This window comes from Bradyrhizobium genomosp. III, assembly GCF_000261705.1.
GTDB classification, from domain to species: domain Bacteria; phylum Pseudomonadota; class Alphaproteobacteria; order Rhizobiales; family Xanthobacteraceae; genus Bradyrhizobium; species Bradyrhizobium ottawaense.
The window spans coordinates 1-20,776 of the sequence record NZ_AJQF01000478.1 but is presented as its reverse complement, the minus strand read 5'-3'; the positions used below and the strand labels follow the sequence as shown (position 1 = coordinate 20,776).

Below are 20,776 nucleotides of genomic sequence, written 5' to 3'. Positions count from 1 at the left end.
GGCTGGCGGCCTCCGAGCTCGCCGAGCAGCAGCGCATCTGCCGCGAGATCCAGGCAGTCGCGTTCGAGGAAATCCCCTATATTCCGATCGGCCTGTACAAGCAGCCGACCGCCTATCGCAAGGCCATCACCGGCATTCTCGACGGCACCGCCGTCTTCTGGAACGTACGCCCCGCATGAGCACGATCGCAATCTTCGGCAGCTATGTGCTGTCACGGAAAGACGGCGCGCAGGATGTGCTGCGCGACCGTTGGGTCCTGGTCGAAGGCAAGAGGATCGCCGCGGTCACGCGCGACAGGCCGCGCGCGGACGAGGTCTACGACCGCCCCGGCCGCTTCGTTCTGCCGGGCTTGCTGAACCTGCACAATCACTGCTTCAGCGAGGCGGTAGCGCGCAGCCACACCGAGGACGGCAACGGCCGCAAGAACAACCAGAGCATCGTCTACACGGTGCTGCTGCCGCTGACCAAGCGCGGCGCCGATCTGCTGTCGGCGGAAGAACGCATGGCGGTGGCGCGGCTCGGCATCCTCCAGCTCCTCAAGGGTGGTGCCACCACGGTGATGGAGCCGTTCCGCAATTCGATCCCTGAAATGTTCGACGCCGCCGAGGAGATGGGCATTCGCTTTTATGGCGCGCCCTATCTGTTCTCGACGTCGGACGCCAAGGCCGGCCCCGACGGCGTAGTGCAATATTCCGGCGATGACGGCGCCGCCGACATGGCGACGTGGGATGCGCTCTACCAGCGCTGGAACAATCGCGGCGACGGCCGCATCGGCCTCGCCATGAGCCCGCACGCCACCGACACCTGCGGCCCCGACCTCCTGAGAGCTTGCGCCGTGCGAGCGCGCGAGCTCGGCGTGCCCGTCACGACGCATATGGCGCAGAGCCGCGCCGAGGTCGAGACCATCGGCAGGCGCTATGGCGGCCGCACGCCGGCGCAATATCTGGATTGGCTCGGCCTGCTCGCGCCCGATTTGATGGCGGCGCATTGCATGTTCAGCAGCGACGACGATCTCAAGTTGATGGCCGCGCGCGGCATGACCGTTCTGAATTGCCCGCGCGTGTTCGCGCGCGCCGGCGTCACCGCGGCCTTCAGCCGGTTCGCCGAGCATGGCGTGCGCACCGTGGTCGGCACCGACGGCTACAACATGGATCTGCTCGGTGAGCTCAATGCGGCGTCACTGATCTCCAAGACCACCTCGCAGCGCGCCGATGTCGCCAATTCGCCCGAGTTGATCGAAGCGAACACGGCCGTGGCCGCCGACGTCATCAAGCGACCGGATCTCGGCCGGATCGAGCCGGGCGCGACCGCCGATCTCACCGTGGTCGATCTCACCCATCCGCATCTCCAGCCGCTGTTCGATCCCCGCCGCGCGCTGATCGCGCTCGCCAACCGCGCCAATATCGATCAGGTGATCGTCGATGGCCGCGTGCTGGTCGATGCCGGCCGCTATCTCGGCGCCGACGAAGCGGCGATCACGGCGGCAGGCAGCGCCGCGATCGGCAAGATCTGGGATCTGCCGGAGGCTCAGGCCGCGTTCAACGGCTGAGGCCAGCGTCGCCCTCGAACTCCATCAGCGCCTTGCGCATGGTCTCCACCAGATCCAGCGCCACCGGCGACGGACTGCGCTGCGCCGGGAAGACGGCGGAGAATTCGAAGTCGATGCGCGGCAGGAAGCGCCGCACGACGACGCCGCGCGTCGCGAACTCCTGTGCGGTGAAGGGATCGCAGATCGAGACCCCGAGCCCCGATGACACCATCCCGCACATGATCTCCGACAGCGTGGTCTCGACCCTGAGCACGCGGCGGACGTCGCTGCGGTGAAACACCTGGTCGACGAGGTGCCGGCTCGACGATCCCGCCGACAGCGAGATGAACGTCTCGCCCTCGAAATCGCGCGGCTCCAGCACTTCCTTCTCTGCGAGGCGATGTCCGGTCGGCACTACTGCGACACGCGCCAGCGCCGGCAGCCGCAGGCTCGGCAGGCCGGAATGGGCAATCGGCACCTCGGCAAAGCCGATGTCGCATTGATTGTTCAAGACCCAGTCGACCACGATGGGCGAGATCACGCCGAAGAAGGCCAGGTTGAGGTTGGGTCGTTCCATCAGGAAATGACCGGCAAGTCGTGGCAGATAGCCGTTCGCCAGCGCCGGCAGCGCGGCGATGCGCAGCGAGCCAGTGCGGCGGCCACGGATTTCTTCGGCCGCAGCCGTGATGCGTTCGAGACCGACAAAGGACCGTTCGACCTCGGTGTAGAGCGCCATTGCCGCGGCGGTCGGCACGAGGCCGGTGCCGCGCCGCTCGAACAACTCCATCTTCAACAGCGCCTGGAAGTCGCGCAGCAACCGGCTGACAGCGGGCTGCGTCACCACCATCAGCTTCGCGGCCTCGGTGACGCTGCCGGTCAACATCATCGCGCGGAAGGCCTCTACCTGCCGCGAATTGATCCGCGCCATCCCAAATCCATCCATAACATTTAGGCATACAGAGGTTGCCATTATTCATTGGACGATGGAAGTATAGGTTGCGATCTTTTTCATCAGGACTGGAGACAGCCCGCTTTTTCGGCAGATTGGAGGGGTTCAAGCCTCCAGATCGCGCCAAAACCCGCCGTACGGGCGCCGGAGCCTGCTTGGAGACGGGATTGCGCGGAAGGAAATGCGGAAGAGGCTTCAGCCAGCGAGACTCGTCGGCACGTCACCTCATTCCGGTATGGAGATCGGTCCACATGAAGACTCTTCGCCTTCTGACCGCGGTCAGCATCGCAGCGCTCATTGCCGCCCCGTCGGCCGCTTCGGCCCAGCAAAAGACGCTCTACGTCGCCGGCTATGGCGGCTCGTTCGAGAAGACGATCCGCGACGAGGTGATCCCGGCCTTCGAGAAGGAGAACGGCGTCAAGGTCGAATACGTCGCCGGCAATTCCACCGACACGCTGGCAAAACTCCAGGCGCAGAAGGGCAACCAGCAGATCGACGTCGCCATCGTCGATGACGGCCCGATGTACCAGGCGATCCAGCTCGGCTTCTGCGGCAAGCTCGAGGGACTGCCGGCCGATCTCTACGACACCGCGCGCTTCAAGGACGATCGCGCAGTCGCCATCGGCATCGTCGCGACCGGGCTGATGTACAATACCAAGGTGTTCAAGGAGAAAGGCTGGGCGCCGCCGACCTCGTGGAATGACCTGAAGGATACGAAATACGCAAAACAGCTGGTGATCCCGCCGATCAACAACACCTACGGTCTCGAAGCGCTGGTGATGCTGTCGAAGATGAACGGCGGCGGCGAGACCAATGTCGATTCCGGCTTCAAGATCTTCAAGGAGCAGATCAATCCGAACGTGCTCGCTTACGAGCCGTCGCCGGGCAAGATGACCGAGCTGTTCCAGTCCGGCCAGGCCGTGATCGCGGTGTGGGGCACCGGCCGCGTGCAGAGCTTTGCCAATACCGGCTTCCCCGTCGACTTCGTCTACCCGAAGGAAGGCGCTGCGACGCTGCTGACCACGGCGTGTCCGATCACCAAGCCGAGCGCCTCGCCGCTGGCATCAAGTTTCGTCAAGATGCTGCTCGACCCCAAGATCCAGCTCGTGATGCTGAAGGATTACGGCTACGGCCCGGTGCTGAAGTCGCTGGTGATCCCGCCGGAGCTCGGCAAGATGGCGCCGATCGGCGAGCGTGCGGCCAAGCTCTATAATCCGGACTGGACCGTCATCAACGAGAAGCGCGAGGAGTGGACCAAGCGCTGGAATCGCGAGGTCGAGCGTTGATCTGATCGTCGCAGCGGAGACAGCGTATGGCCTATCTCGAGCTCGATCGGGTCGCCAAGCAATTCGGGGCGCAGACTGTGGTCGATGACTTCAGTCTCTCGGTGGGGAAGGGGGAGTTCATCTCCTTCCTCGGCCCGTCCGGCTGCGGCAAGACCACGACGTTGCAGATGATCGCGGGCTTCCTCGATCCCACCCGCGGCGCGATCCGCCTGGAGGGCAAGGACCTGACCGCGATCCATCCGGCCAAGCGTGGCCTTGGCATCGTGTTCCAGAGCTACGCGCTGTTTCCGCACATGACGGCGGCGGAGAACGTCGCCTTCGGTCTCGAGATGCGCAACGTGCCGCGCACTGAAAGAGCCGAGCGCGTTCGTGCCGCGCTCGCGATGGTCGGCCTTGCCGGCTTCGAGGACCGCCATCCCCGCCGCATGTCCGGCGGCCAGCAGCAGCGCGTGGCACTCGCCCGCGCGCTGGTGATCAAGCCGAGCGTGCTCTTGCTCGACGAGCCGCTGTCCAACCTTGACGCCAAGCTGCGCGAGGAGATGCAGATCGAGCTGCGTCAGATCCAGCGCACCATCGGCACCACCACGATCCTGGTCACCCATGACCAGAACGAGGCGATGTCGCTGTCCGATCGCATCGTGGTGATGAGCCAGGGCAAGATCGAGCAGATCGGGACGCCGCAGGAGACCTATGAGAAGCCGGCCTCGGCCTTCGTCTCGCAATTCCTCGGCAAGACCAACGATTTCGCCGCGGCGGTCGATCGGACCGCCACGCCAGCGCGGGTGACGGCGGGCTCCTGGAGTGCGCCGGCCCCGGCGGGCCTCAGCGGTCCCGTCACCGTCAGCATTCGCCCTGAAAGAATCGGCTTCGGCGATGCCGGCCTCAGCGCAAAAATCGTCACGCGCATCTTCCAGGGCAATCACTGGCTGTTCCAGTGCGACAGCGAATGCGGCCCGGCAATCGTGATCCGCCAGAATGACGGCAAGGCGCAGCCGGCCGAAGGCGAGACGGTTCGTCTTACCTGGCGGCCCGAGGATATGAGCGTCCGCGCGAGGGCTGGCGCATGAGCGCGGTCGCCGAGGAACGCAGCGCGCGTGCGCCCTGGGCGCTGACGGCGCCTGCCTTGATGCTGTTCGTCGGCGTGCTGCTGATTCCGCTGGCGATGACGGTGATGCTGTCGTTCCACGATTGGGGCCAGTACAAGGGCATCGAGCCGGTCTTCATCCTCAAGAACTGGCACGAGATCGCGACCGATCCCTATTACGCCGAGATGTTCTGGCGCACCTTTCGCATCGCGATCCTGACCACGCTGCTCACCGCGCTGCTCGGGGCGCCCGAAGCCTACATCCTCAACCGCATGAGCGGCCGTTGGAAAAGCTTCTTCCTGCTGGTCATCCTCGGGCCGCTTCTGATCTCCGTGGTGGCTCGCACGCTGGGCTGGGCGCTGCTGTTCGGCGGCAACAACGGCCTCGTCAACAAGCTCTTGATGTCGCTCGGGGTGATTAGCTCGCCCATTCCCTTCATGTTCACCGAAACCGGCATGGTGGTCGCGCTCGCACACGTGATGATGCCGTTCATGGTGCTCTCGGTGTGGGCTGCGCTGCAGCGGCTCGATCCGCAGATCGAGAATGCCGCGATGTCGCTCGGCGCCGGCCCCGCCACCATCATTCGCCGCATCATCATGCCGCAGATCATGCCGGGCGTGCTGTCGGGTGCGATCATCGTGTTTTCGCTCTCGGCCAGCGCGTTTGCGACGCCCGCGATCATCGGCGGCCGCCGGCTCAAGGTCGCCGCGACGCTCGCCTATGACGAGTTCCTCAACACGTTGAACTGGCCGCTCGGCGCAGCGGTCGCGACGCTGCTGCTGGTCGCGCTGGTGCTGATCGTCGTCGGCAGCAACGCATTGATCGAGCGGCGCTACGCGGAGGTGTTCCGATGAGACGGAACGGCCCGCTGGCGCTGATCTTCCATACCTTCTTCGTCATCGTCATGGTGGCGCCGATCCTGGTGGTCTGTCTCGTCGCCTTCACGCCCGAAGGCTTCCTGTCGCTGCCGACCAACGGCTTTTCGCTGCGCTGGTTCAGGACGATCGCGAACTACCCCGAATTCATCCACGCCTTCTGGGTCAGCCTTGGCCTCGGCGCGCTGTCCTCCTTCGTCGCGCTCCTGTTCGCGGTGCCGGCGGCATTGGCGATCGCGCGCTATCGATTCCGCGGCCGCGATGCGCTCGCCGCGCTGTTCCTGTCGCCGCTGATGATCCCGCATGTCGTGCTCGGCATCGCCTTCCTGCGCTTCTTCACCTCGGCCGGCCTGGGCGGCAGTTTTGCCGCGCTGATCATCGCGCATGTCATCATCGTGTTTCCGTTCGCGCTGCGGCTGACGCTTGCGGCAGCGACAGGCATGGACCGCACCGTCGAGATAGCCGCGGTCTCCCTCGGCGCCGGCGGCTGGACGCTGTTTCGCCGCGTGACCTTGCCGCTGATCCTCCCCGGCGTCATCAGCGGCTGGGCGCTCGCTTTCATCCAGTCCTTCGACGATCTCACCATGACCGTCTTCCTCGCGGCACCGGGCACCGAGACGTTGCCGGTGCGCATGTTCCTTTATATCCAGGACAACATCGATCCGCTGGTGACGTCGGTCTCGGCCTGCGTGATCGCTGTGACCATGACCGCCCTCATTCTGCTCGACCGCTTCTACGGGCTCGACCGTGTGCTCGCCGGCAAGGGCGGCGATACGGGGCGATAGGAGAACTTATGTCTAAAGCGTTTTCGAGCGAAGTGGACGCCGGTTCGCGTAAAGAAAACGCGTCTAAACAAAAATCTGATTACGACGTCGCCGTCGTCGGCGGCGGGTTGCTCGGCTCCGCGATTGCCTGGGGCCTCGGCCGGCTTGGCAAGTCCGTTGCCGTGCTCGACGAAGGCGACATCACCAAGCGCGCCTCCCGCGCAAACTTTGCGCTGGTCTGGGTCCAGAGCAAGGGCCTCGGCATGCCCGCCTATACGGTGTGGACGGTGCAGGCGTCGCAGGCGTGGGGCCGGCTGGCGGAGGAGTTAAAGCAACAGACCGGCCTTGATGTCTCGCTTCAGCAGAATGGCGGTTTTCATCTCACCCTTGGTGAAGAGGAGTTCGGCCAGCGCACCGAGCTGGTCAAGCGCATGCACAACCAGGCCGGTGCTGCCGACTACAAGATGGAGATGCTCTCCGCATCCGAGGTCAAGAAGTCGCTGCCGCTGATCGGGCCGGAGGTCTCCGGCGGCAGCTATTGCCCGCTCGACGGCCACGTCAATTCGCTGCGCACGTTCCGCGCCTTCCACACCGGCTTCAGGGCGTTCGGCATCGATTATTTTCCGGAGCGTCCGGTCTCGGCGATCAGCAGGAGCGGCGGCGAATTCCGCCTGACCACGCCGAAGGGCGAGCTGCGCGCGGCCAAGATCGTGCTCGCCGCCGGCAATGCCAATCAGACGCTGGCGCCCATGGTCGGCCTCTACGCGCCGATGGGCCCGACCCGCGGCCAGATCGTGGTGACCGAGCGCACCATGCCGTTCCTGCCGCATCCACTGACCACGATCCGCCAGACCGACGAGGGCACGGTGATGATCGGCGACAGCAAGGAAGACGAGCTCGATGATCGGGCGCTGAAGCATTCGATCAGCGCCGTGATGACCGATCGCGCCCAGCGCATGTTCCCGCATCTGTCGCGGCTCAACGTGGTCAGGAGCTGGGCCGGCATCCGCGTCATGCCGCAGGATGGCTTTCCGATCTACGACCAGTCGGAGACGCATCCCGGCGCCTTCGTCGCCTGCTGCCATTCCGGCGTGACGCTGGCCTCCAACCACGCCTTCGAGATCGCGCGCATGGTGGCGCAGGGCGCGCTCGAGCCCGAGCTGGTCGGCGCGTTCTCGGCTAGCCGTTTCGGCGCCGCGGGCGCTGCGAACAACAGCGGTTATTAGAGATTTTGAAGGAGCCAAGAGGCATCCCCATGTTTAGACGATCCGAACAGGACAAGCGACCGCAGGTCGAGATCTTCGTCGACGGCGTTGCCGTTGCGGCGCGCCAGGGTGACACCGTCTCGGCTGCGCTACTGGCCTTCGGCCGCGACGCACGGCGTTCCACCGCTGTGAGCGGCGCACCGCGTCTGCCCTATTGCATGATGGGCGTGTGCTTCGACTGCCTCGTCACCATCGACGGCGTCGGCAACCGCCAGGGCTGCCTCGTGCCCGTCGCCGAGGGCATGCAGATCGAGATCCAGAAGGGCAAGCGGGAGATCGGAAAATGACTGTGGCTCCCAAGCGCGAAGACTATGACGTCGTGGTGATCGGCGCGGGACCCGCGGGCCTTGCCGCCGCTGCGACATCCGCCGAAGCCGGCTTGTCCACGCTGCTGCTCGACGAGAATGTCGGCCCGGGCGGTCAGGTGTTTCGCGCGATCTCTTCGACGCCGGTAACCGATCGCAATCAGCTCGGCGCCGATTATTGGGTCGGTGCCGATCTCGTGCAGTCGCTGCGTGCGACCAGCGCCGAGGTCATTCATCGCGCGACGGTCTGGAGCCTCGACCGCAACCTCGAGATAGCCGTCTCGGTCGGCGGCGCCTCCGCCTTCGTCAAGGCGCAGCGCGTGATCCTTGCGACCGGCGCACTGGAGCGGCCGTTTCCAATACCCGGCTGGACGCTGCCGGGCGTGATGACCGCGGGCGCCGCGCAGACGATGCTGAAATCATCGGCGCTGGTTCCGGATGGTCGTACGGTGATCGCAGGGCAGGGGCCGCTGCTGTGGCTGCTCGCCGCGCAGATCCTGCGCCTCGGCGGCCGCATCGACCGCATCCTCGACACCACCGAGCGCGGCAATTACTTCGCAGCGCTTCCGCACGCCTTCGCGTTCCTGACCTCACCCTATTTCGCCAAGGGTCTCGCGATGATGCGCGAGGTGAAGGCCAAGGTGCAGGTCGTCTCCGGCGTCGCGGAGCTCTCGGCGGCCGGCGACGGCCAGCTCGCCAGCGTCAGCTATGTCGCGGGCGGCAAGCGCGAGACCATTCCTGCTGACCTTCTGCTGCTGCATCAGGGCGTCGTGCCCAACGTTAATCTCGCGATGTCCGCAGGTGTCGAGCATCGCTGGGACGATCTGCAACTGTGCTGGTCGCCGGTGCTGGACGCCGGCGGTAGTTCGTCGGTCGCCGGCATTGCGATCGCCGGTGATGGTGCGGGCATCGGCGGTGCCAATGCCGCCGTGGTGCGCGGCCGCATCGCGGCGCGCGCGGCGGTCGAAGCGCTGGCGCCCGCGGCTGCCGCAAAACTTCCGTCGATGGCGACACTGCGCGCCGATCTCGCCAAGGCCGAGCGGGGCCGCGTCTTCCTCGACACGCTGTTCCGCCCCGCGCCGCAGTTCCGGATTCCGTCGGGCGACACCATCGTCTGCCGCTGCGAGGAGGTGACGGCAAAGGACGTTCTCGACTCTGTCGCGATCGGCGCGACCGGTCCGAACCAGCTCAAGGCCTATCGCCGCACCGGCATGGGCCCGTGCCAGGGCCGGCTCTGCGGCCTCACCGTCACCGAGCTGATGGCGCAGGCGCGCGGCAAGTCTCCGCAGGAGATCGGCTATTACCGGCTGCGCGCGCCGGTGAAGCCAATCACGCTCGCCGAGCTCGCGGCCGTTCCGAAAAGCGAGGCCGACGTCAAGGCGGTGGTGCGCGGATGACAAGATGCGTGGATGCGATCGTCGTCGGCGGCGGCATCCACGGATGCTCCACCGCGTTGCATCTGTGCCTCGCCGGCCTGAAACCGGTGTTGATCGAGAAGGATTATGCCGGACGCCACGCCTCCGGCGTCAATGCCGGCGGCGTCCGCCAGCTCGCACGGCACATCCCGGAGATTCCGCTCTCGATCCGCTCGATGGGAATCTGGGAGAAGATCAAGGATCTCCTCGACGACGATTGCAGTTTCGAGAGCCACGGCCAGGTGCTGGTCGCCGAGAACGAGGAGGAGCTCGCGGTCTGCCGCGTGCGCGTGGCCGAGCTCAATGCGCTCGGCTTCACCCACGAAGAGCTGATCGACGCGACTGAATTGCGCCGGCTGGTGCCGGCGGTGGCTGAAAGCTGTCCCGGCGGCGTGGTTTCGCGCCGTGACGGCGCGGCCAATCCGGCGCAGACGACGACGGCGTTCCGGCGCAAGGCCGAACAGCTGGGCGCCACAGTGCGCGAAGGCATGGCCGCCAGCAACATCCGGTACAGTGATGGGCTCTGGCATGTCGATGTCGGCACTGAAACCTTTGCCGCGCCGGTGCTGGTCAACGCCGCCGGCGCCTGGGCCGGCAAGATCGCGGCGGCGCTCGGCGAGCCCGTGCCGGTCGAGACCGTGGCGCCGATGCTGATGATCACCTCGCGCGTGCCGCACTTCATCGACCCCGTCGTGATCCTGCGTGGGCGTAAACTCTCGTTCAAGCAATTCTCCAACGGCACGGTGCTGATCGGCGGCGGTCATCTGGCAACGCCCTATCAGGATCGCAACGAGACGGTGCTGGACTGGAAGAGCCTCGCGACCAGCGCACGCACCGTGTTCGAGCTGTTTCCGGTGATGCGCAGCGCCACCATCGTCCGTGCCTGGGCCGGGATCGAAGCGAAGATGAAGGACGATATTCCCGTGTTCGGACCGAGCAGCCGTCACAAGGGCCTCTATCACCAGTTCGGCTTCTCGTTGCACGGCTTTCAGCTCGGCCCCGGCGCCGGTGCCGTGATGGCGGAGCTGATCGTCAACGGCGGCACCCAGACCCGCGTCGGTGATCTCGGCATCGACCGCTTCCATCCCTCAACGCCCTAGCAACAAGAGGATATCTCATGAGCATCACCCGCAGCATTCGCACGCCCATCATGCACCGCGCCGTCGAGGCCAATGGCTTCGTCTTCCTCGGCGGCACCATCGCCGATGACACCAGCGTGTCCATGGGCGATCAGACCCGCAACATCCTCGGCAAGATCGCCGGTTATCTGAAAGAAGCCGGCACCGACAAGAGCCGCATCGTCAGTGCGTCGATCTTCGTCACGGATCTCTCCAAGAAGAAGGAGATGGACGCGGCCTGGACCGAGTTCTTCGGTGACAATCTGCCGACCCGCGCCACCGTCGGCGTCGCCGATCTCGGCGGCAGCGCGCTGATCGAGGTGGTGGTGACCGCGCTCAAGGGCTGATCGCGACAGGGACGTCGGCGCTCTCCGCGCCGTCGTCCCTCGAGCCGCGCCTTGATCTCGCGCTTCGATGGGACTAGTTAGAGGGTCCCCGATCAGGAACTTCGTAGCCATGGATTTTACCCCGACCGCAAAGCTCATCCGCCTTGCTCACGGGGAATTCCATGCCTGCTTCAATCATCCTGTCGAATCTGTCGCTGTCCACGCCTGACGGCCGTCCTCTTCTCTCGAACATCGATCTGACGTTCGGCGCCGAGCGGACCGGCCTCGTCGGTCGCAATGGCGTCGGGAAGACGACGTTGCTCGGGTCGATCCCCGGGGAGCATCTTCCCCAGGCGGGGCGCGTCGTCGTCAACGGAACCGTCGGTTTGCTGCGCCAGGATATCCAGCTACTTGCCGGTGCGACGGTGGCCGATTTGTTCGGAGTGCGAGGTCACCTCGCGCTGCTTCGCCGCGCCGAGCGGGGGGAAGTCTCGGCCGACGACCTCGCCGAGGTCGATTGGACTATCGAGGCACGCCTACAGGCTGCGCTTGCACGTCTCGGGTTTGATCTCGCTCCCGACACCGAGCTGGAGCGGCTGTCCGGCGGCCAGATCACGCGGGTTCGCCTCGCCGCATTGGTCTTTGCCGAGCCGGACTTCCTGCTGCTGGACGAGCCAACCAACAATCTCGACCAGGACGGCCGCAAGGCCGTGATCGATCTCCTCGCGGCCTGGCGCGGCGGTGCGATCGTCGTCAGCCACGATCGGCGCCTGCTCGATACGATGGATGCGATTGTCGAGCTGACGTCGCTCGGAGCCACGCGATACGGCGGCAATTGGAGCCGTTACCGCGAACAGAAGGCGGTCGAGCTCGCCGCCGTCAGGCACGACCTCGCGCATGCCGAGAGGAAGCTATCCGAGATCGACGGCAAGGCGCAGGAGGCCGCGGAGAAGAAAGCGCGCAAGGACAGCGGCGGCAGGAAGAAGCGCGCCAAGGGCGACATGCCGCGCATCCTGGCGGGGGCGCGCAAGGATCGCAGCGAGGATACCGGCGGCAAGACCGCACAAATCGCCGAGCGGCTGCGCGCGGAAGCGCTTCAAGCCGTCGACACGGCGCGCGGGCGCATCGAAATTCTTCAGCCGCTCTCCGTCAAGCTGCCCGCGACCGGCCTGCCGGCGGCCAGGGAGGTGCTTTGGCTCGACCGCGTCAGCGCCGGCTATCGGCCGGAGCAGCCGGTCCTGCGCGATCTCTCATTTGCCGTCGTCGGCCCGGAGCGGGTCGCGCTGGTCGGGCCCAACGGCTCCGGCAAGACGACGCTGTTGAAACTCATCGCGGGGGATCTGCGTCCGCTCTCGGGCACCCTGCGGGTCAGGCCGGATTTCGCGCTGTTCGACCAGAAGGTCAGCCTGCTCGACCCCTCGATCTCCATCCTGGAGAATTTTGGGCGTCTCAATCCGAAGGCGGGAGCGAACGAATGCCATGCCGCGCTGGCGCGGTTCATGTTTCGCGCCGATGCCGCCTTGCAAGTCGCCGGAAGCCTGAGTGGCGGGCAGATGTTTCGCGCGGGCCTCGCTTGCGTGCTGGGCGGGTCATCGCCGCCGTCGCTGCTGATCCTGGACGAGCCGACCAATCATCTCGACATCGAGTCCATCGAAGCGGTCGAAGCTGGCTTGAGGGCCTATGACGGCGCGCTGCTCGTCGTCAGTCATGACGAAGCGTTCCTGCAGGCGATTGGGGTCACGCGGCGGCTCGACCTCGCCGCCAAGGTGTTGCGCACTCACGGCGGGATCGTCTGATCCCGGCCGGCGGTCCTGATATGGCAGTGATTTTCAAAAACCCGACGCCCTGCCCCCAGCGCGTCGGGTGGAAAAAATGAGTATCAATCCGTGATCCCAACGCAACTGTTGTGACGCGTCCCGCAGCAATTGACCACTCCGGGAAACTACCGCGTCGGAATCGCGCTGAGACGGCTGGTTTGCAACCTACGATGCTGCACTCCCGCCCGGCTCGAGCGCCTCGCCGATCTCGAGCGGATGGGCCATGGTCTCGTGCAGCGCCTCGCGGTCGAGCTCGCCTTCGGAGATGCTGATGACCACGCAGGCGACGCCGTTGCCGATCAGATTGGTCAGCGCGCGGCATTCGCTCATGAACTTGTCGATACCGACCAGGATCGCGATCGACTGGATCGGGATGTCAGGCACGATCGAGAGCGTCGCGGCGAGCGTGATGAAGCCTGCGCCGGTCACGCCGGAGGCGCCCTTCGAGGTGATCATGGCGATGCCCAAAATGCCGAGCTCCTGCCAGATGGTCAGATGCGTGTTGGTCGCCTGCGCCAGAAACAGCGTCGCCAGCGTCATGTAGATGTTGGTGCCGTCGAGGTTGAAGCTGTAGCCGGTCGGAATCACGAGGCCGACCACGGACCGCGAGGCGCCGAGATGCTCCATCTTCTGGATCATCTGCGGCAGCACCGTCTCGGAGGACGACGTGCCGAGCACGATCAGCAGCTCGTCCTTGATGTAGGCGATGAAGCGGAGGATCGAGAAGCCGGCGAGCCGCGCGATCGCACCTAACACCACGAGCACGAACAGCATGCTGGTGAGATAGAACGTGCCGATCAGGGCGGCGAGATTGATCAGCGAGCCGAGGCCGTAGGCGCCGACCGTGAACGCCATCGCGCCGAAGGCGCCGATCGGCGCCACGCGCACGATGATGCGGATGATGCCGAAGAACATCTTGGCGGCCTTGTCGATCGCGTCCGCAATGGGCTCGCCGGCCTTGCCGAGAAAGGCGATGGCGAAGCCGGACAGGATCGAGATCAGCAGCACCTGCAAAAGATCGCCGCGCGCGATCGCGCCCAAATAGCTGTCGGGGATGATCGCCATCAGATGGGCGACGATGCCCTCTTCCTTGGCTTTGGTGACGTAGGTGGCGACCGAGTTCGGGTCGATCGTGGCGGGATCGATGTTGAAGCCGTGCCCGGGCTGCAGGATTTCGCCGACCAGGAGGCCGAGCGCGAGCGCGACGGTCGAGACCGTCTCGAAATAGATCAGCGACTTCAGCCCGACCCGGCCGACGCGCTTGAGGTCGCCCATCGAGGAGATGCCGTGCACCACGGTGCAGAAGATCACCGGCGCGATCATCATCTTGATCAGCGCGATGAAGCCGTCGCCGAGCGGCTTCAAGGCCTTGCCGAGATCGGGGTAGAAATAGCCGATGAGTACGCCGAGCGCGATCGCGATCAGCACCTGCACGTAGAGGATCTTGTACCAGGGCTGTTGCCGGCGATGGATGGCTGGCTGGATCGCGACTTGTGTCATAGAGTGGCCCAGGAACGCATTGAGTTTGCGTGATTTCGATCTTGCATGGCTTGCATCATGTGATGGTCGCCGCAGAAGCGACAATCACATTTTTGTCTGTTCGCACGAAGATCGGTCGCTGCACCGCAACTGGGGGGAACATGTCGACTTCATCAGGCTCCGGCCGGCGACAGCAGGGCTATTTCCCGCGTTGGACGTTGAAGACCTCGGGCGTGATCATGCCGGAGGAGCGGCTGTCGTGGGGTCAGACGATCGTCTCCGGTCTCCAGCATTGCGTCGCAATGTCCGGCTCGACGATCATCGCGCCGCTGCTGATGGGCTTCGATCCCAATGTCGCCGTCCTGTTCTCCGGCATCGGCACGCTGATCTTCTTCGTCATCGTCGCCGGGCGCGTGCCGAGCTATCTCGGCTCGAGCTTCTCGTTCATCGCCGTCGTCATCGCGGCCACAGGCTATGCCGGGCAGGGGCCGAACCCGAATTTGTCGGTGGCGCTCGGCGGTATCGTCGGAGCCGGAGTGCTCTATGGCGTGATCGCGCTGATCGTGATGTGGTCGGGGGTCGGCTGGGTCGAGCGGCTGCTGCCGCCGGCTGTCACCGGTGCGGTGGTCGCGGCGATCGGCCTCAACCTCGCGCCCGTGGCGGTCAAGGCAGTAAGCGCCGGCACTTTCGATACGTGGATCGGGCTTGCGACCGTTCTGATCATAGGCGTGGTGGCCGTTGCGGCGCCAGGCCTGTGGCGCCGCCTGCCGATTATCCTCGGTGCGATCGGCGGATATCTTTTGTACTTGCTGTTCGCCAACGGGCTCGGCTTCGGCAAGCCGATCGACTTCACTCAGCTTTCGGCCGCGCCGTGGCTCGGCATGCCGAGCTTCACCACGCCAACATTCCAGGCCGATGCGATCTTCCTGATCGCGCCGGTTGCGATCATTCTCGTTGCCGAGAATCTCGGTCACATCAAGGCCGTCGGCGCCATGACGGGCCGGAGTCTCGACGCCTATCTCGGCCGCGCCCTGTTCGCCGACAGTCTCGCGACCATCGTGGCGGCCTGCGGCGGCGGCACCGGCGTCACCACCTATGCCGAGAACATCGGCGTCATGGCGGCGACGAAGGTCTATTCGACATTGCTGTTCGCCTTCGCCGCCATCGTGTCGATCCTGCTTGGCTTCTCGCCGAAATTCGGCGCGCTGATCCTGTCGATCCCGGGGCCCGTCATCGGCGGCCTCTCGATCGTGCTGTTCGGGCTGATCGCGGCGATGGCGGGCCGGATCTGGGTCGAGAACAAGGTCGACTTCGCCAATCCTGCAAACCTGATCACCGTCGCCGTGGCGCTGACCGCCGGTGCGGGCGACCTCACGCTCAAATTCGGCGCATTCACGATCGGCGGGATCGGCACGGCAACTTTTGGCGCCATCATCCTCTACCAGATCCTGACCTCGCCGCTGGCGCGGCGCGCGGAGTGATTCCCAGGGATGCACGAAAGGGATGGAACAAAACGCCGGTTCCATCGATGATGAGACATCCCGGAGAGAACCCATGCCGCAAACCGATCGCTCGACCTCCTTTCCCTCGCGCCTCGTTGGCCAATACGCCCTGGTGACCGGCGCCTCGCAAGGCATCGGCCGCGCCGTCGCCATCCGGCTCGCCCAGGAAGGTGCGACTGTTGCGATCAATTATTTCGAGAACGAGGAGCGGGCGGAGGAGACGCTGGCGCATGCACGCACGGCATCGGGCGATCGTGGCCATGGCAAGCTCGATCATCTCATCGTCAGGGCCAATGTCGGCAACGCGCAGGAGATCGCCGCGATGTTCGAGACGATTTTGGCGCGCTGGAAGCGCCTCGATTGTCTCGTCAACAATGCCGGCTTCCAGAAGGAATCGCCGAGCGAGGCGCTCGACGTCGAGACCTATCGGCGCATCATCGACGTCAACCTCAACGGCGCCGTGCTCTGCGCCCAGAAGGCGCTCGCGCATTTCGTGGCGCGCGGGGGAGGGGGCTCCATCATCAACTGCTCCAGCGTGCACCAGATCATCCCGAAACCCGGCTATCTCGCCTATTCGATCAGCAAGGGCGGCATGGCCAATCTGACGCGCACGCTGGCGCTGGAGTTCGCCGGCCGCGGCATTCGCGTCAACGCGGTCGGGCCCGGCGCGATCGACACGCCGATCAACGCGGCCTGGACCGGCGATCCCGAAAAGCGCGGCGTCGTCACCAGCCACATTCCCATGGGACGCGTCGGTACGCCGGAGGAGATCGCCGCCGTGTTCGCCTTCCTCGCCTCGGACGATGCGAGCTACATCACCGGGCAGACCCTCTACGCCTGCGGAGGCCTGACGCTCTTTCCGGAATTCCGCGAGAACTGGGCGAGTTGATCTCAGTTTGGGACTGTGAGGATGGCGGTCGGGCCGGGTAGGGGTCTGCGGCGCCGTGTGCTATCGACCGTGGACGACGCTGCCGCTATTGGCAAGCGTCGACACATGAAGGGCTCGTGACCACAACCATCAACATCAATGCCTACAGCGACGCGCTGGTGGTCCTCGGCACTGCCGGCGTCGTGGTGCCGATTGTCCGCCATTGGGGCATCAATCCCGTGCTGGGCTATCTCGGTGCCGGCGCCATTCTCGGTCCGCTCGGGCTCGGCTCGCTCGTTCAGCAACTCCCGTTGCTGTACTGGGTCACCGTCGCCGACGCGCAGAATGTCGAGGGTATCGCCAATCTCGGTATCGTCTTCCTGCTGTTCCTGATCGGGCTCGAACTATCTTTCAGGCGACTCGTCACGATGCGGCGCCTGGTGTTCGGGCTTGGTGGCCTGCAGGTGCTGGCGACGTCCGCCATGATTTTCGGCGTGACGCTTCTCTCCGGGCAGAGCTCGGATACTGCCGTCATCCTGGGTGCGAGCCTTGCGTTGTCCTCGACGGCGATCGTGCTCGAGCTTTTGTCCACCGAGAAACGACTTGCGACCACTGCCGGTCGCGCCAGCTTCTCGGTGCTGCTGGCCCAGGACCTCGCAGTCGTTCCCATTCTGGTTTTCGTCTCGGTGCTCGGCGCGGAGAGTGGCGGCTCCGTCCTGGCGCACATCTCCAGCGCGATCCTGAAGGCCGCGCTGGCGGTCGCTGTCCTCACTCTGCTCGGACGGCTGCTGATGCGGCCGCTGTTCCAGATGGTTGCGGGCACCCACTCGACCGAGCTGTTTGTTGCCGCGACCTTGTTCGTCATCGTCGGCGCAGGGATTGCCGCGCACCAGGCGGGCCTTTCGATGGCGCTCGGAGCATTCGTTGCGGGACTGATGCTGGCGGAAACGGAGTATGGCAAGGCCATTGAGGCCACCGTCGAGCCGTTCAAGGGCCTGCTGCTGGGCATCTTCTTCTTCACGGTCGGCATGGCCATCGACTTCCGCGTGTTCATGCGCGAGCCTGGTTGGCTGCTGGCTGCGGTCATCGGCATTCTCGTCGGCAAGGCGATCGTGCTCATCATGCTCGGCCGGCTCTTCAGGCTGTCCTGGGCGACGGCGATCGAGATCGGCTTCCTGCTGGGTCCCGTCGGCGAATTCGCGTTCGTCAGCATCGGAATGGCGGCGGCCGGCGGTCTGATCGAGCCGCGCGTGTCGAGCTTTGCCGTCGCCATCACCGCCGTGACGATGGCCTTGACGCCGCTTTTGGGCGCGCTCGGACGCCGACTGGCCGCGAAGCTGGGTCCTGAGCGCTCGCCCGATCCAGAGCTGGCGGTCCGGCCGCCCGGCGACCGGGCGCAGGCCATCGTGGTCGGCTACGGCCGCGTTGGAAAAGTCGTCTGTTCGCTGCTGACCAGCCACGGCCTGAACTACATCGCGGTCGATCACGAGGCCGTCGCCGTGGCGCGCGACCGCCGCGACGGTCACAAGGTCTATTTTGGCGATGCGACAGAGCTCGGTTTCCTCGAGGCTTGCGGCCTGATGCAGACGACCGGTGTGATCATCACCATCCAGTCGCGGCCGGCGATCGATGCTGTCGTCGAGCGGATCCGGGCGGTGCGGCCGGATGTGCTGATCGTTTCACGTGCGCGGGACGCCGACCATGCCCGTCACCTCTATGCGATCGGCGCAACCGATGCGGTGCCGGAAACCATCGAGGCAAGCCTCCAGCTTTCCGAAGCCGCACTGGTCGGCCTCGGAGTTGCGGTCGGGCATGCGATAGCCTCGGTGCACGAGAAGCGGGATGAATTCCGACTGACGCTGCAGCAAGCCGCCCGCATTGCCGGACAGGAGAAAGTGCGCCCGCTCGATCTCACGGGGCGCCGGTCCCCGCGATAGCCTCCCATCCGGGTCGCTATGCGCTGCGGACTGCGATGATCTGGCAAAACCCGCCCGCGCAGACTACATCTGCGCCATGGCAAACGCTCCACTGGCAAGCTCCCCGCTCCAGGATTTCGTCGGCCGGCACGAAAAACTGTTCGTGCTGACCGGCGCCGGCTGCAGCACCAATTCTGGCATTCCCGATTATCGCGACAGCAACGGCAACTGGAAGCGGACCCAGCCGGTCAACTTCCAGTCCTTCATCTCGGACGAGCATACGCGGCGGCGCTATTGGGCGCGCAGCCTGATCGGCTGGCGGCGGTTCGGGCAGGCTCGCCCGAACGATGCGCATCATGCGCTGGCCCGGCTCGAGGCGAACGGCCGGTGCGGGATGCTGCTGACCCAGAATGTCGACCGGCTGCATCAGTCCGCCGGCCACCGCCAGGTGATCGACCTGCACGGCCGGCTCGATCTGGTTCGCTGCATGGGCTGCGGAGCGAAGACGCCGCGCGATGAGTTTCAGCACGCGCTTGGTCGCGCCAATGCGGCTTGGCTGACGCTCGATGCCGCCGATGCACCTGATGGCGACGCCGATCTGGAGCACGAGGATTTTTCGTCCTTCCAGGTGCCTCCTTGCGAAGCCTGCGGCGGCATCCTCAAGCCCGACGTCGTGTTCTTCGGCGAGAACGTGCCCCGCGACATCGTCGCCACCGCGCAGGATCATCTGGCGCAGGCCGACGCCATGCTGATCGTCGGCTCCTCGCTGATGGTCTATTCCGGATTCCGCTTCGTGCAGGCTGCCGCGCAGCGCAATATTCCGATTGCGGCGGTCAATCTCGGCCGCACCCGCGCCGACGATCTCCTGACGCTGAAGGTCGAGGAGCGCTGCGAGGCGGCGCTTGCATTCCTGCTCTGATCGCGCAGGCGGTGAACTCAGCTTGCCTATTGCATAGGTGCCAAGCAGAATGGCCGGGCGCGGCGTTGTCCTCGTCGTCCATGGCATGGAAATTGCTGCGCTTTCGACCTCAGTCTTGACGATCAGCGCGGAGAATTTGGAATGCTTGAGGGAGCCGAGGTGCGGCTTGCCGTCGATATCGGTGGTACGTTCACCGACATCGTGCTGGACGTGGGGCAGGATCGCAAGACGCGCAAGCTGCTGACGACGCCGCAGCGCCCCGAACAGGCCGTGCTGGACGGGATGCGTCTCATTCTCGCCGATGCGCGCGCGCATATCAGCGACATCGACGTCTTCATTCACGGTACCACGCTCGCCACCAACGCCATCATCGAGCGCCGCGGTGCCAAGACGGCCCTGATCGCGACCGAAGGCTTTCGCGACGTGCTCGATATCGGCACCGAGAGCCGCTACGATCAATATGATCTCGGCATCGACAAACCGAGGCCGCTGGCGCCGCGCAGCCTGCGTTTCACCGTGCCCGAGCGCGTCGACGCCCACGGCGCCGTCCGTCTCCCGCTCGACGAAGCGTCGGTGCGTGCACTCGCGCCGAAATTGCGTGAGCTGGGCGTCGCGAGCGTCGCGATCGCGTTCCTGCACTCCTATGCCAATCCCGAGCACGAGCGTCGTCCGGCCGCGATCCTGGCGGAGGAGATGCCTGATATCTCCGTGACGGTGTCCTCGGCCGTTTGCCCGGAGATTCGCGAGTATGAGCGCACATCGACAGCGGTCGCGAACGCCTATGTGCAACCCCTGATCGACGGCTATCTCGCCCGCATGGCCGACGCCTTGCAGGTCGAGCAGTTCCGCGGCGCGATCTATCTCGTCACCTCAGGTGGCGGCGTCACCTCGATCGAGACGGCGCGGCGCTTTCCGGTGCGCCTCGTCGAGTCCGGGCCTGCCGGCGGCGCAATCTTCGCGGCGCAGATCGCGGCGCGTCTTGGCGAGAGCAAGGTGCTGTCCTTCGACATGGGCGGCACCACGGCAAAGATTTGCCTGATCGAAAAGTACCAGCCCGAGACCTCGCGCGTGTTCGAGGTCGATCGCGCCGCGCGCTTCCTCAAAGGCTCCGGCCTGCCGGTGCGCATCCCCGTGATCGAGATGGTCGAGATCGGCGCCGGGGGCGGCTCGATCGCCCATGTCGACGCGATGAAGCGCGTCACCGTCGGGCCCGAGAGTGCATCGTCCGAGCCGGGCCCGGCCTGCTACGGCCGCGGCGGCCAGCGTCCGGCGGTGACCGATGCGGACGTCGCGCTCGGCATGATTGATCCCGACGCATTTGCCGGCGGTACGATCAAGCTCGATCCGGAGCTTTCGAAG

At 65.4% G+C, this 20,776-nt stretch carries 18 protein-coding genes and 1 pseudogene; 17 read left to right on the top strand and 2 right to left on the bottom strand.

Annotated features, from left to right (window positions below):
• Positions 1 to 179: pseudogene (locus tag IC66_RS49155) on the top strand (ABC transporter substrate-binding protein); the annotation flags it as partial.
• Entirely contained in the window at positions 176 to 1,549 is a 1,374-nt protein-coding gene (locus IC66_RS0137775; protein WP_038951044.1) for an amidohydrolase family protein, read from the top strand. The pseudogene IC66_RS49155 and the gene IC66_RS0137775, both read left to right, overlap by 4 nt.
• Here the strand turns inward: IC66_RS0137775 and IC66_RS0137770 are convergent.
• Entirely contained in the window at positions 1,539 to 2,456 is a 918-nt protein-coding gene (locus tag IC66_RS0137770) for a LysR substrate-binding domain-containing protein (protein ID WP_038951043.1), read from the bottom strand. The genes IC66_RS0137775 and IC66_RS0137770 overlap by 11 nt on opposite strands.
• 272 nt (positions 2,457 to 2,728) lie before the next feature.
• On the opposite strand from IC66_RS0137770, the gene IC66_RS0137765 reads away from it, so the two are divergent.
• The 10 genes from IC66_RS0137765 to IC66_RS0137720 all read left to right on the top strand — a co-directional run bounded on the left by IC66_RS0137765 (position 2,729) and on the right by IC66_RS0137720 (position 12,712).
• Entirely contained in the window at positions 2,729 to 3,763 is a 1,035-nt protein-coding gene (locus tag IC66_RS0137765) for an ABC transporter substrate-binding protein (RefSeq protein WP_038951042.1), read from the top strand.
• Between the two features lie 26 nt (positions 3,764 to 3,789).
• Positions 3,790 to 4,830, top strand: coding sequence for an ABC transporter ATP-binding protein (locus tag IC66_RS0137760; RefSeq protein WP_038951041.1), 1,041 nt, complete (start codon positions 3,790 to 3,792; stop codon positions 4,828 to 4,830).
• Positions 4,827 to 5,702, top strand: coding sequence for an ABC transporter permease (locus IC66_RS0137755; protein ID WP_038951040.1), 876 nt, complete (start codon positions 4,827 to 4,829; stop codon positions 5,700 to 5,702). Before IC66_RS0137760 ends, IC66_RS0137755 begins: the two co-directional genes overlap by 4 nt.
• Entirely contained in the window at positions 5,699 to 6,508 is an 810-nt protein-coding gene (locus IC66_RS0137750) for an ABC transporter permease (RefSeq protein ID WP_018317729.1), read from the top strand. The genes IC66_RS0137755 and IC66_RS0137750 overlap by 4 nt, the downstream gene beginning before the upstream one ends.
• Positions 6,509 to 6,516: 8 nt before the next feature.
• Positions 6,517 to 7,713, top strand: coding sequence for an NAD(P)/FAD-dependent oxidoreductase (locus tag IC66_RS0137745; protein WP_038951039.1), 1,197 nt, complete (start codon positions 6,517 to 6,519; stop codon positions 7,711 to 7,713).
• Between the two features lie 29 nt (positions 7,714 to 7,742).
• Entirely contained in the window at positions 7,743 to 8,039 is a 297-nt protein-coding gene (locus tag IC66_RS0137740; protein WP_038951038.1) for a (2Fe-2S)-binding protein, read from the top strand.
• Positions 8,036 to 9,454 carry an NAD(P)/FAD-dependent oxidoreductase gene (locus IC66_RS0137735; protein WP_038951037.1) on the top strand — a complete coding sequence of 473 codons (1,419 nt, stop codon included), beginning with the start codon at positions 8,036 to 8,038 and terminating at the stop codon, positions 9,452 to 9,454. The genes IC66_RS0137740 and IC66_RS0137735 overlap by 4 nt, the downstream gene beginning before the upstream one ends.
• Positions 9,451 to 10,572: an NAD(P)/FAD-dependent oxidoreductase gene (locus IC66_RS0137730; RefSeq protein WP_038951036.1), complete on the top strand. Its 1,122-nt coding sequence runs from the start codon at positions 9,451 to 9,453 to the stop codon at positions 10,570 to 10,572. The genes IC66_RS0137735 and IC66_RS0137730 overlap by 4 nt, the downstream gene beginning before the upstream one ends.
• Positions 10,573 to 10,589: 17 nt before the next feature.
• A complete protein-coding gene (locus IC66_RS0137725; RefSeq protein WP_038951035.1) occupies positions 10,590 to 10,937 on the top strand; it encodes a RidA family protein in 348 nt (115 codons plus the stop codon).
• A 161-nt stretch (positions 10,938 to 11,098) separates the two neighbouring features.
• Positions 11,099 to 12,712, top strand: a complete 1,614-nt coding sequence (locus tag IC66_RS0137720) for an ABC-F family ATP-binding cassette domain-containing protein (RefSeq protein WP_038951034.1) — start codon at positions 11,099 to 11,101, stop codon at positions 12,710 to 12,712.
• A 186-nt stretch (positions 12,713 to 12,898) separates the two neighbouring features.
• On the opposite strand, the gene IC66_RS0137715 is transcribed toward IC66_RS0137720, so the two are convergent.
• A complete protein-coding gene (locus IC66_RS0137715) occupies positions 12,899 to 14,233 on the bottom strand; it encodes a dicarboxylate/amino acid:cation symporter (RefSeq protein ID WP_038951033.1) in 1,335 nt (444 codons plus the stop codon).
• Between the two features lie 140 nt (positions 14,234 to 14,373).
• On the opposite strand from IC66_RS0137715, the gene IC66_RS0137710 reads away from it, so the two are divergent.
• The 5 genes from IC66_RS0137710 to IC66_RS0137690 form a co-directional block, all read left to right on the top strand.
• Positions 14,374 to 15,693, top strand: a complete 1,320-nt coding sequence (locus IC66_RS0137710; RefSeq protein ID WP_038951032.1) for a solute carrier family 23 protein — start codon at positions 14,374 to 14,376, stop codon at positions 15,691 to 15,693.
• Positions 15,694 to 15,766: 73 nt separating this feature from the next.
• Complete coding sequence (locus IC66_RS0137705; RefSeq protein ID WP_028140351.1) at positions 15,767 to 16,603, top strand: SDR family oxidoreductase; 837 nt, start codon at positions 15,767 to 15,769, stop codon at positions 16,601 to 16,603.
• Positions 16,604 to 16,719: 116 nt separating this feature from the next.
• Complete coding sequence (locus IC66_RS0137700; protein ID WP_038951031.1) at positions 16,720 to 18,519, top strand: cation:proton antiporter domain-containing protein; 1,800 nt, start codon at positions 16,720 to 16,722, stop codon at positions 18,517 to 18,519.
• A gap of 76 nt (positions 18,520 to 18,595) precedes the next feature.
• The gene (locus IC66_RS0137695; RefSeq protein WP_038951030.1) at positions 18,596 to 19,417 is read left to right on the top strand and encodes an NAD-dependent protein deacetylase; all 822 of its coding nucleotides are present in this window, start codon (positions 18,596 to 18,598) and stop codon (positions 19,415 to 19,417) included.
• A 141-nt stretch (positions 19,418 to 19,558) separates the two neighbouring features.
• The coding region (locus IC66_RS0137690; RefSeq protein WP_038951029.1) for a hydantoinase/oxoprolinase family protein at positions 19,559 to 20,776 on the top strand (1,218 nt) is incomplete at its 3' end.